Origin of the sequence: Pseudomonas sp. JAI120 (assembly GCF_014207255.1) — a bacterium.
GTDB lineage: Bacteria > Pseudomonadota > Gammaproteobacteria > Pseudomonadales > Pseudomonadaceae > Aquipseudomonas.
The window spans coordinates 360,033-370,802 of the sequence record NZ_JACHCZ010000003.1; the positions used below are offsets into that span (position 1 = coordinate 360,033).

11 protein-coding genes are annotated in these 10,770 nt (G+C 60.8%); 7 read left to right on the forward strand and 4 right to left on the reverse strand.

Annotation, left to right across the window (positions count from 1 at the left end; genetic code table 11):
• Window positions 1-14: 14 nt before the first annotated feature.
• Entirely contained in the window at window positions 15-1,382 is a 1,368-nt protein-coding gene (locus HDC32_RS19165; RefSeq protein WP_184745149.1) for an inorganic triphosphatase, read from the forward strand.
• A gap of 62 nt (window positions 1,383-1,444) precedes the next feature.
• Here HDC32_RS19165 and HDC32_RS19170 read toward each other — a convergent pair whose 3' ends face one another.
• Complete coding sequence (locus HDC32_RS19170; protein ID WP_069558544.1) at window positions 1,445-1,915, reverse strand: Lrp/AsnC family transcriptional regulator; 471 nt, start codon at window positions 1,913-1,915, stop codon at window positions 1,445-1,447.
• A 127-nt stretch (window positions 1,916-2,042) separates the two neighbouring features.
• Here HDC32_RS19170 and HDC32_RS19175 point away from each other — a divergent pair, with 127 nt between their 5' ends.
• The 6 genes from HDC32_RS19175 to HDC32_RS19200 all read left to right on the forward strand — a co-directional run bounded on the left by HDC32_RS19175 (window position 2,043) and on the right by HDC32_RS19200 (window position 7,289).
• Complete coding sequence (locus HDC32_RS19175) at window positions 2,043-2,381, forward strand: hypothetical protein (RefSeq protein ID WP_184745151.1); 339 nt, start codon at window positions 2,043-2,045, stop codon at window positions 2,379-2,381.
• Between the two features lie 83 nt (window positions 2,382-2,464).
• Window positions 2,465-4,144, forward strand: coding sequence for a GspE/PulE family protein (locus tag HDC32_RS19180; protein WP_184745153.1), 1,680 nt, complete (start codon window positions 2,465-2,467; stop codon window positions 4,142-4,144).
• Between the two features lie 77 nt (window positions 4,145-4,221).
• Window positions 4,222-5,142, forward strand: a complete 921-nt coding sequence (locus HDC32_RS19185) for an SPFH domain-containing protein (RefSeq protein ID WP_027608388.1) — start codon at window positions 4,222-4,224, stop codon at window positions 5,140-5,142.
• Window positions 5,143-5,152: 10 nt separating this feature from the next.
• Window positions 5,153-5,599 (forward strand): NfeD family protein, encoded by a 447-nt coding sequence (locus tag HDC32_RS19190; RefSeq protein ID WP_184745154.1) that lies wholly within the window; start codon window positions 5,153-5,155, stop codon window positions 5,597-5,599.
• Between the two features lie 69 nt (window positions 5,600-5,668).
• Window positions 5,669-5,983 (forward strand): DUF2388 domain-containing protein, encoded by a 315-nt coding sequence (locus HDC32_RS19195; protein ID WP_003176799.1) that lies wholly within the window; start codon window positions 5,669-5,671, stop codon window positions 5,981-5,983.
• 163 nt (window positions 5,984-6,146) lie between these two features.
• The gene (locus tag HDC32_RS19200; RefSeq protein WP_184745156.1) at window positions 6,147-7,289 is read left to right on the forward strand and encodes a DegT/DnrJ/EryC1/StrS aminotransferase family protein; all 1,143 of its coding nucleotides are present in this window, start codon (window positions 6,147-6,149) and stop codon (window positions 7,287-7,289) included.
• A gap of 65 nt (window positions 7,290-7,354) precedes the next feature.
• On the opposite strand, the gene gcvH is transcribed toward HDC32_RS19200, so the two are convergent.
• The 3 genes from gcvH to HDC32_RS19215 all read right to left on the reverse strand — a co-directional run bounded on the left by gcvH (window position 7,355) and on the right by HDC32_RS19215 (window position 10,645).
• The gene (gene gcvH, locus HDC32_RS19205) at window positions 7,355-7,738 is read right to left on the reverse strand and encodes a glycine cleavage system protein GcvH (RefSeq protein WP_028618385.1); all 384 of its coding nucleotides are present in this window, start codon (window positions 7,736-7,738) and stop codon (window positions 7,355-7,357) included.
• A 52-nt stretch (window positions 7,739-7,790) separates the two neighbouring features.
• Window positions 7,791-8,873, reverse strand: a complete 1,083-nt coding sequence (gcvT, locus tag HDC32_RS19210; protein ID WP_145336947.1) for a glycine cleavage system aminomethyltransferase GcvT — start codon at window positions 8,871-8,873, stop codon at window positions 7,791-7,793.
• A 155-nt stretch (window positions 8,874-9,028) separates the two neighbouring features.
• On the reverse strand, window positions 9,029-10,645 hold the full coding sequence (locus tag HDC32_RS19215; RefSeq protein ID WP_131697572.1) for an iron ABC transporter permease: 1,617 nt from the start codon (window positions 10,643-10,645) through the stop codon (window positions 9,029-9,031).
• Window positions 10,646-10,770 lie beyond the last annotated feature (125 nt).

Here is a 10,770-nt window from a genome sequence, read left to right on the forward strand (position 1 = left end):
TGGATTTTCCGGCCATGCAGAAAGAAACCGAAATCAAGCTCCGCGTCAGCCGCGAAACACTCGCCGCGCTGCGTGAGCACCCGTTACTGAAAAAACGCAACAAAAGTGGCTGGGAACGCCGTGAGTTGATGAACCAGTACTTCGACACCCCCGAGCGCGACCTGGCCCAGGCCAAAGTCGCCCTGCGCCTGCGCAAGGACGGTGACGACATTATCCAGACCCTCAAGACCCGTGGCCAAAGCGTCGCCGGTTTGTCGGAACGCAACGAGTACAACTGGGACCTGCCCAAAGCCAAGCTCGACGTAAAGAAACTCGACGGCGAGTGCTGGCCCGAGCAGCTGGCCGAGTTGGACAAAAAGACCCTCAAGCCGATCTTCACCACCGACTTCGTGCGCGAACGCGCCGAAATCGCTTGGGGCCGTGGCAAGGCCAAGGTGGTGATCGAAGCCGCCCTGGACCTGGGCCATGTGGTGGTCGGCAAGCAGAAAGAAGAAATCTGCGAGCTGGAACTGGAACTGCGCGAAGGCGAACCGGCTGCCCTGCTGGAGTTGGCCGCCGAGCTGGCCGCCACCCTCGCACTGATGCCGTGTGACATCAGCAAGGCCGAGCGCGGCTACCGCCTGTACGACGCCAGCAGCTACTCCTTGAGCCTGCCGGCCCCGCAGATCCACGCCGAAATGCCGCTGGACGACGCCTTCGCCGCAATCATGTGGCACCTGCTCGGCAGCAGCCAGCGCCTGGCCGAGCAATACCGCTTCAATGGCCACTGGCGTCTACTGCAGGACTGGGTCGACAACCTCGGCGAACTGCGCGCCCTGATCGGCAGCCTCGGCCAGGCCGCACCACGTCAATCCACCAGCGAACTGCGCAGCGCACTCGATGCACTGCTGGAAGACTGGCGCCCGCTGGTCCAGGCCGGTGACGACGACGAAGACATTCGCAAAGCCGCGCCCGAGCAATTCGCCGAAGAATTGGATGACGTACGCTGGGGCTTGTTCTCGCTGAACACGTCGCGCTGGCTAATGGCCCGCACCTGGACCGCCGACCGCAACGTGCGCGGCAACCGCCAGGGCGCCGCGCAAATCACCAACTGGCTTCCGCGCCTGCTGGCTGACGATGCCGTCGCCCTGCAACTGCCGCGCTACCAGCAGCAACCGGAAGACCTGGCAGAGCAACTGCCGCGCATCGAACGCATCCAGGCCTGGCTGCACCATGCGCGTAACGTGGTGGATATTCCGGAACTGGATCGTTTGTACGGCGAGCTGAACAAGCTGGTGCAACTGGCCAACCAGCCGATCACCGATGAGTCGCTTGATGCGCGTATGCATCAGGCGATTGCGGTGTACCAGAACCGTGCCTGGAAGACCCTGCTGCGTTTGTAATATCGCCATCGGGGCAGTCGAATCGTCGCGGTACGACGATCCGACTGCCCCGATGAGGCCGGTCAGCGCAATACTGGCAGGCTGGTGGTCGACTTGATCTCAGACAGCGCCACAATCGAGTTGACCTCCTGAATCCCCGGCACCATCGACAGCTTCTCGAAGAAAAACCGCTCGTACGCCTCAATGTCCGACGTCACGATGCGCAGCAGAAAATCCACCGCCCCCATCAGCACATAGCACTCCAAGACTTCGGGAAACCCACGAATCGCTTCGGTGAACTCGGTGAAGTTGGATCGGCCGTGGGCGTTGAGTTTGACCTCGGCGAAGATCTGCGTATTGAGGCCGATCTTCTTGCGATCCAACAGGGTGACCTGGCCGCGAATCACCCCTTCGTCCTTGAGCCGCTGGATGCGCCGCCAGCACGGCGACTGGGACAGGCCCACTTGCTCGGCGATCTGCGCGCTGGACAGCGAGGCGTCCTCTTGCAACAGGGCCAGGATGCGGCGGTCATAGGCGTCCAACTCGCTGTGCATAGAAATACCTTTAATTCTGGCTATTCTGAATTGATTGATTCGATTAATCGCAAATCAGGCTCATCTTAGATAAGAAATCTCCCGAGGCGAATGTAAAAATTTCTCCAGTCGAATCTGGAGAATCAGCATGCATGTCGTCGAAACCACCCACCCCCTGACCCGCGTCGATGTGTGGGCCGCCAACAGCGCCCATTGCCGAGCGCATTACCAGATCCTCGCCGAAGCGGAGCCCGATGTGTTGTGTCGGGTACTCAACTATTTTGCGTTGCAGTTCTTAACACCGAGCCAGGTCACCGTGAGCCGCCAAGAAGACCTGCTGAACATCGATATCGTGATGGAAAGCCTGAGCTGGCATCGCGCCCAAGTGATCGGTGAAAAGATTCGAAACCTGATCAGCGTGTGCACGCTGCACGTGTGGCCGGTTGATTCCGTAGGGCCCGCAGCAGTGGCGGCAGCAGCTCAGTAAAGGCCTGCAACATACGCTGGGAGGAGGATCTTCGAGGGCCGGCTAGCCTGAAGTTTCGTCCGAGGCTACCCAGGAAAACCTTCATGTCTGTTGATCACCGATTGGAGCTGCATCAGTTGCTCCCGGCCTTGGTCGAGGGCGGCTTGATCACTGCCGACATCGCGCAGCGCTTATCGGCGCTGCCAGGCGGTAACGCCCAGCACCCGCTGGAGTGTATCGCCGCCTATGGGCCGGCACTGGAAACCCTGACCCAGTGGCTTGCCCAGCATGCCGGGCAACCTTATTGGCGTATCGACCCACTGCAAATCGATGTCGCGGCGGTGGTGCAGCTGATGTCCCAGGCGTTTGCCCAGCGCCACAGCATCCTTGCAGTGGCCGTGGACGCGCAGACCGTCACCGTTGCCAGCGCCCAGCCCCATGTCACCAGCTGGGAGTCGGGACTGGCACAGGTACTCAAACGCTCGATCAAGCGCGTGGTTGCCAACCCCCAGGACATTCAGCGTTGTATCAGCGAGTTTTACCGGTTGGCGAAGTCCGTCAGCGGGGCGGATCAAAAGGTCGCGGCGCCTGGCAACTTCGAGTTGCTCAACCTCGGCGCCGGTGACCAGGAGCCGGATGCCAACGACGCGCATATCGTCAATATCGTCGATTGGCTGTTGCAGTACGCCTTTGCCCAGCGGGCCAGTGATATTCATATCGAGCCGTGCCGTGAACAGGGCCGCATGCGCTTTCGCATTGATGGGCTGTTGCACGACGTCTATCAATTTCCACCCCAGGTGACGATGGCGGTGGTCAGCCGCCTGAAAAGCCTGGGCCGCATGAACGTGGCGGAAAAACGCAAACCCCAGGACGGCCGGATCAAGACCAAAAGCCCCACAGGCGCAGAAATCGAGTTGCGCCTGTCGACCTTGCCCACCGCCTTTGGCGAAAAACTGGTGATGCGGATTTTCGATCCGCAGGTGCTGCTCAAGGACTTCGACAAGCTCGGTTTGTCCGCTGAGGACCAGCAGCGATGGCACGCCATGACCCGCCAGGCCAACGGCATCATCCTGGTCACGGGCCCTACCGGTTCAGGCAAGACCAGTACCCTCTACACCACGCTCAAGCAACTGGCGTCCCGAGAAATCAACCTCTGCACCGTGGAAGACCCGATCGAGATGGTCGAGCCGGCCTTTAACCAGATGCAGGTGCAGCACAACATCGACCTGACGTTCGCCAGCGGCATCCGAGCCCTGCTACGCCAGGACCCGGACATCATCATGATCGGCGAAATCCGCGACCAGGAAACCGCCGAAATGGCGATCCAGGCCGCACTGACCGGACATTTGGTGCTCTCGACGCTGCACACCAACGATGCGCCCAGCGCCATCAGCCGCTTGCAGGAACTGGGTATTGCTCATTATTTGATCAAGGCCACATTATTGGGGGTAATGGCGCAGCGCCTGGTGCGGCTGCTGTGCCCTCATTGCAAGCGGGCGGTAGGCGATGTCCACGAGGCGGTGGGATGTGCGGAATGTCGAAACAGCGGATTTCAGGGGCGTGCAGGGGTCTACGAGATCATGGTGTTGAATGAATCGCTTCGTGCGCTGATCACCCCAGGCACCGACGTGCAGTCCCTGCGCAGAGAGGCGGTTGCGCAAGGCATGTGCAGCCTGCGCCTGGCCGGTATGGGAAAAGTAAAGGCGGGGCTGACCACGATGGCCGAGGTGTTGCGCGTGACACCTGGGGATTCGGTAACAAATGCTTTGATTACCGCGGGCTGAAACCGTTCTTATCGGTGACAAGACCGTTACAATCGGCCGAACGTCGTTTAACTGACACCATCAGATAGGGAATCGCTATGCAGATCGGAACCGTACTGCTTCTTTTCGTGGGTTTGGCCATTGCCATCCTGTTCATGGGCTTCAAGGTGGTACCCCAGGGCTATCAGTGGACCGTCGAGCGCTTCGGCCGTTACACCAACACCCTCAAGCCGGGTCTCAACATCATCATCCCGGTCATGGACCGCATCGGCCGCAAGATCAACGTGATGGAAAGCGTGCTGGATATTCCGCCCCAGGAAGTCATCACCGCCGACAACGCCACCGTGCAGATCGATGCCGTGTGCTTCTTCCAGGTGGTCAATACCGCCCAGGCCGCCTACGAGGTCAACAACCTCGAACACGCTATCCGCAACCTGCTGCAAACCAATATCCGCACGGTGCTCGGCTCCATGGAGCTGGATGCCATGCTCAGCCAGCGGGACGGCATCAACGAAAAACTGCTGCGCACTGTCGATGAAGCCACGGCGCCGTGGGGCATCAAGATCACCCGGATCGAAATCAAGGACATCAGCCCGCCCGCCGACCTGATGGCCGCCATGTCCGGCCAGATGAAAGCCGAGCGGATCAAGCGCGCACAGATCCTGGAAGCCGAAGGCCTGCGGGCATCGGCGATCCTGACTGCCGAAGGCAAGAAGCAGGCACAGATTCTTGAAGCCGAAGGTGGACGCCAGGCCGCGTTCCTGGAGTCTGAAGCCCGTGAGCGCCAGGCAGAGGCAGAGGCCCGCGCGACCCAGGTGGTTTCCGAAGCGATCGCCACCGGCAACGTGCAGGCCATCAACTACTTCGTCGCGCAGAAATACATCGATGCCCTCGGCAAGCTGGCATCGGCCAATAACAGCAAAGTGATCCTGATGCCGCTGGAAGCCAGCCAGGTGATCGGCGCTGTCGGCGGCATTGGCGAAATCGTCAAGGCGACCTTCGACAACAAGAAAGCCTGAGGCGATCGACATGTGGGATTTCCTGCAGCATCTTTCGTTCTGGGACTGGCTCGCGCTGGGTACGGTGCTATTGATTCTTGAGGTATTCGGCGCCGGTGGTTACCTGCTGTGGATGGGTATAGCTGCGGCAGCCGTGGGCGTGATCAAGTTTCTGGTGCCGCCGCTCGGGTTGGAGTGGCAACTGTTGCTGTTCGCTGTGCTGTCGATCCTGACGGCGGTGTACTGGTGGAAACGCCAGCGCAGCAGTGCCAAAGCCAGTGACCAACCGGGGCTCAACGAACGTGGCTCGGAGCTGGTCGGCCGCGTCTTCGTGGTGCATCAGGCGATTGTGGATGGCCGGGGCAAGGTGAAAGTCGGTGATGGCGTATGGATGGTGACCGGTCCTGACACCCCTGTAGGCGCTCAAGTGCGTGTGGTAGGCCTGGATGGCGTCATTTTAAAGGTAGAAACTGTTTAGTCAGGGATGGAACTCGGTTGGGCTAACTACAATCAAACGGTACAGATCACCCACCCGGAGTCACCCATCATGCGTCTTAAATATGCTGTCGCAACCCTCGCTGTGCTTTCCCTTCCTGTCGGTTCAGCCATGGCCGATAGTTTCTGGCGCAATGTCATTTCGTCGGGCGCCACTACCGGCTCGACGTACCTGACCTTCAAGGACCACAAGCTGGTGGTTGCCGCACAAGACGACGCAGGCAGCTTTGTTGCCAGCGACGGCGGCATCCGCGGACCGTACCTGGAAGCCGCCATGCAGAAAGTCCGCGCCGATAACCCTGGCCTGCAGGCCACGGATATGGAACTGGCCAACGCCATCCTCGCGAAGAACGCTGTTACCGAGTGATTCCCGCACGCTGAAGAATGCCGCTTTTGAAGCGGCATTTTTTTGCCCGCAATGTGACGATTCATTCACAGGCGACAGGCTATATTCAGTCTTACCGTGCCACCATGCTGGTACTGAATCCTCGCTTACTCATCGCCAATCTGAAACGGACTCCTTCGTCGTTATGAGCCAACAGCCCTTTCTGCCGTTCTCCAAACCTACCATCGATGAAGCCACCATCTCGGCGGTCGGCGATGTACTGCGCTCGGGATGGATCACCAGTGGGCCGAAAGTGCAGGCTTTCGAGGCGCAACTGTCGGAATACTTTGGCGGCCGGCCGGTGCGCACGTTCAACTCTGGCACCTGCACCATGGAAATCGCCTTGCGTATCGCCGGTATCGGGCCTGGGGATGAAGTCATCACCACACCGATCTCCTGGGTGGCCACGGCCAACGTGATTCTGGAGGTGGGGGCCACACCGGTGTTCGCTGATATCGATCCGATCACGCGCAATATCGACCTGGCCCAGGTGGAAGCCGCAATCACCCCGCGCACCAAGGCGATCATCCCGGTGTACCTGGCCGGCCTGCCCCTGGACATGCCGATGCTGTACGCACTGGCCAACAAGTACAACCTGCGCATCGTCGAAGACGCCGCCCAGGCCCTGGGCTCCAGCTGGGATGGCGAACGCATCGGCGCTACCGGGGACTTTGTATCGTTCAGCTTCCAGGCCAACAAGAACATCACCTCTTCCGAGGGCGGCTGCCTGGTGTTGAACAATGCCGAAGAAGCCCGCCTGGCAGAAAAATACCGCCTGCAGGGCGTCACCCGTACCGGCTTCGACGGCCTCGACGTGGATGTACTGGGCGGCAAGTTCAACATGACCGACATCGCCGCCGCCATCGGCCTGGGGCAGTTTGCCCACATCGAGAAGATCACCGCCCATCGCCAGCACCTGGCACAGCACTACTTCAAATGTTTCGGCGATGATTTCGAGGAAAAGTACGGCGCGCAACTGCCGCCGGCCGACTTCGAAAACAGCAACTGGCACCTGTTCCAGTTAGTGCTGCCGGAGCGCCAGGACGGCCTGCCCGCCCGCGCGACCTTCATGGAGAAAATGCAGGCACAGGGTGTTGGCATTGGCTATCACTACCCGCCTATTCACCTGCTGAGCCTTTATCGGGCACAGGGATTCAAGGAAGGTATGTTCCCGGTAGCGGAAAAGGTTGGACGTTTGATCGTGTCGTTGCCGATGTTTACGGCAATGACAGAGGCAGATGTGGAGCGGTCGGTGGCGGCGGTAAAGGCAGTCCTGAAAGCGAACTGAACACTCACGGCTCCCGACGATTGAATGTGGGAGGGAGCTTGCTCCCTCCCACAGGGGTCTTGCGGTTACTCGCCGATGGCGGCTTTGTAGCCAGCCGCATCCAGCAGTTTTTCCAGATCAGCCGGGTTGCTTGGCTTGAGCTTGAAGATCCACGCGCCGTAAGGGTCGGAGTTCAGCAACTCAGGGCTACCACTCAGCTCTTCGTTGACGGCAATCACTTCGCCGGCAACCGGGGCGTAGATATCCGAAGCGGCCTTCACCGACTCAACCACACCCGCCTGGCCTTCGGCTTCAAACGTAGCGCCAACTTCGGCCAACTCAACAAACACCACATCACCCAGAGCTTCCTGTGCATGGTCGGAGATCCCGACGGTGACAGTACCGTCAGCTTCCAGACGCGCCCATTCGTGACTTTCGGCAAAACGCAGGTCGGCAGGGATATCGCTCATAGTCTGTGTCCTCAAGAAGAAATGTCAGCAGCCATTGGCCTGCCGGAAATAGTTAGATCAAGGTTTTGCCATGACGCACGAAGGTCGGTTTGACCACTCGAACCGGGTACCACTTGCCGCGGATTTCCACTTCGGCCCGATCGGCAGTCGCCGTCGGTACACGCGCCAGGGCAATGGATTTGCTCAGCGTAGGTGAGAAACTACCACTGGTGATCTCCCCTTCGCCAACATTGGCGATACGAACCACCTGGTGAGCGCGTAAAACCCCACGTTCTTCCAGTACCAGCCCGACCAGTTTGAACTGCACACCGGCGGCCAGCTCTGCTTCCAGCGCCGCACGCCCGATGAAATTGCGCTCGGCAGGTTCCCAGGCAATGCTCCAGGCCATGTTCGCCGCCAGGGGCGAAACGTTCTGGTGGATATCCTGGCCATACAGGTTCATGCCGGCTTCCAGCCGCAGGGTGTCCCGCGCGCCGAGGCCTATAGGTGAAATACCCGCACCTACCAGGTCGTTGAAAAATCCCGGCGCCTGATCGGCAGGCAGGACAATTTCCAGGCCGTCTTCGCCGGTGTAACCCGTGCGCGCGATAAACCAATCACCGTCGGCATACCCTTCAAAGGGCTTGAGCTGGTGGATCAGGGTGCCGCGAGACTGGGTGACCAACTCGGCAATCTTCTGCCGGGCGTGGGGACCTTGAATGGCGAGCATGGCCAACTCGGGCCGCTCATGCAGTTGCACTTGATAGCTGCCAAGTTGCGCCTGGATCCAGGCCATGTCCTGGTCTCGGGTGGCGGCGTTGACCACCAGCCGGTACCCGGCCTCGGTGCGGTAGACAATCATGTCGTCTACCACGCCACCCTGCTCGTTGAGCATGGCGCTGTACAACGCACGGCCACAGCCGTGCAAACGCTCGACATCATTGGCCAGCAGGTACTGGAGCCATTCCTTGGCCTGGGGGCCGGTGATATCGATCACGGTCATATGAGATACATCGAACACCCCGCAGTCGCGCCGCACCTGATGGTGCTCCTCAACTTGCGAGCCGTAATGCAAAGGCATATCCCAACCGCCAAAATCGACCATTTTCGCGCCGAGGGCGAGATGCAGGTCATACAGAGGCGTACGCTGTCCCATGGGTTTCTCCTTCCGGGCTTGGCGAAGGTGCGCAGGCCGTTGCCCGTGCCGGACACCTTGAATTACAAGGCCTGCGGCGACGTACAGCGACTCGATCCGAAGGACGGAGCGCACCGAATGCCGCGCATTGTAGCCGCAAGCCGTAGGACTGGCACCTAACCGATGGGGCGGGCGGAGCGTCGGATCAGCCCGATGACCGGCAGCAGCCCCACCAGCACCAGTGTCAACGCTGGCAGAGAAGCCCGCGCCCACTCGCCTTCGCTGGTCATTTCAAAGATCCGCACCGCCAGGGTGTCCCAGCCGAACGGGCGCATCAGCAGGGTCGCGGGCATTTCCTTGAGCACGTCTACGAACACCAGCAGTGCTGCACTCAGGGTGCCGGGTAGCAACAGCGGTAGATACACTTTGCAAAACAGTCGCGGCCCACTCACGCCCAAACTACGCGCAACTTCCGGCAACGAAGGGCGGATGCGCGCCAGGCTGTTTTCCAACGGCCCGTAGGCCACGGCCAGAAAGCGCACCAGATACGCCAGCACCAGCGCCGACAGACTGCCCAGCAACAATGGCTTGCCCGCCCCTCCGAGCCAGCCGGACAGCGGCACCACCAGCTCACGGTCCAGGTAACTGAACGCCAGCATGATCGACACCGCCAGCACCGAGCCCGGCAAGGCATAGCCGACATTGGCCAGGCTGATACCGGAGCGAATCGTCCGGGTCGGCGCCAGACGGTTGGCGAAGGCCAGTACCAGCGCCACGCTGACCGTGATCAGCGCCGCAATGCCGCCCAGGTAAAGGGTGTGGACGATCAGGCCCGAATAGCGCTCATCCAGATCGAACCGTCCACGCTGCCAGAACCAGGCCACCAGTTGCAGCACCGGGATGACAAAGGCGCAGGCGAACACCAGGCCACACCACCCACTGGCCGCTACCGCTTTGATCCCCTTCAAGTGGTACAGCGCCTTACCCCGGGGACGCTCGTTGCTGGACCGGCTGGCGCCCCGGGCACGCCGCTCGCCGTACAGAACCAGCATCACCACCAGCAGTAACAGGCTCGCCAGTTGGGCCGCGCTGGACAGGCTGAAAAAGCCGTACCAGGTCTTATAGATGGCGGTGGTGAAGGTATCGAAGTTGAACACCGAAACCGCACCGAAGTCCGCCAGGGTCTCCATCAGTGCCAACGCCACCCCGGCCCCTATCGCCGGCCGCGCCATGGGCAGGGCCACATGCCAGAACGCCCGCAAGGGTGACTGCCCCAGCACCCGCGCCGCCTCCATCAAGCCCTTGCCCTGGGCGAGGAATGCGCTGCGCGCCAGGAGGTACACATAGGGATAGAACACCAGCACCAGCACGATGATCACGCCGCTGGTGGAGCGCACCCGTGGCAGGCGCAAGCCGGTGCCGAACCATTCGCGCAGCAGGGTCTGCACGGGGCCCGAAAAATCCAACAGGCCGACAAACACGAAGGCCAGCACATAGGCGGGAATGGCAAAGGGCAGCATCAACGCCCAGTCAAGCCAGCGCCGGCCGGGGAATTCGCAAAGGCTGGTGAGCCAGGCCAGGCTTACGCCCAACAGGGTTACACCGACGCCGACCCCCAGCACCAAGGTCAGGGTGTTGCCCAGCAGGCGGGGCATCTGGGTTTCCCAGAGGTGGGACCAGATTTGCGCGTCGATGCTTTGCCAGGACAGCAACAGTACGCTCAACGGCAGCAGCACCAGGGCGGCGACGGTGAAGACCGGCAGGTACCAGCGGCGTTGGGCGGGGTGGGCCAAGGGTTGGTTCTCAATAATGAATATCTTCAAATCACAACAATTCAATGTGGGAGGGGCGGGGGGGGGGGGTCAAAAAGAAACATGGGCCACCCCCCCCCCCCCAAAAACCCCCGCCCACCACCCCA

Coding starts and splice junctions, on each gene's coding strand:
- HDC32_RS19185 (WP_027608388.1), top strand. CDS start 4,222: ATGCAGATCGGAACCGTACTGCTTCTTTTCGTGGGTTTGGCCATTGCC.
- HDC32_RS19195 (WP_003176799.1), top strand. CDS start 5,669: ATGCGTCTTAAATATGCTGTCGCAACCCTCGCTGTGCTTTCCCTTCCT.
- HDC32_RS19175 (WP_184745151.1), top strand. CDS start 2,043: ATGCATGTCGTCGAAACCACCCACCCCCTGACCCGCGTCGATGTGTGG.
- HDC32_RS19180 (WP_184745153.1), top strand. CDS start 2,465: ATGTCTGTTGATCACCGATTGGAGCTGCATCAGTTGCTCCCGGCCTTG.
- gcvH (WP_028618385.1), bottom strand. CDS start 7,738: ATGAGCGATATCCCTGCCGACCTGCGTTTTGCCGAAAGTCACGAATGG.
- HDC32_RS19190 (WP_184745154.1), top strand. CDS start 5,153: ATGTGGGATTTCCTGCAGCATCTTTCGTTCTGGGACTGGCTCGCGCTG.
- HDC32_RS19200 (WP_184745156.1), top strand. CDS start 6,147: ATGAGCCAACAGCCCTTTCTGCCGTTCTCCAAACCTACCATCGATGAA.
- gcvT (WP_145336947.1), bottom strand. CDS start 8,873: ATGGGACAGCGTACGCCTCTGTATGACCTGCATCTCGCCCTCGGCGCG.
- HDC32_RS19165 (WP_184745149.1), top strand. CDS start 15: ATGCAGAAAGAAACCGAAATCAAGCTCCGCGTCAGCCGCGAAACACTC.
- HDC32_RS19170 (WP_069558544.1), bottom strand. CDS start 1,915: ATGCACAGCGAGTTGGACGCCTATGACCGCCGCATCCTGGCCCTGTTG.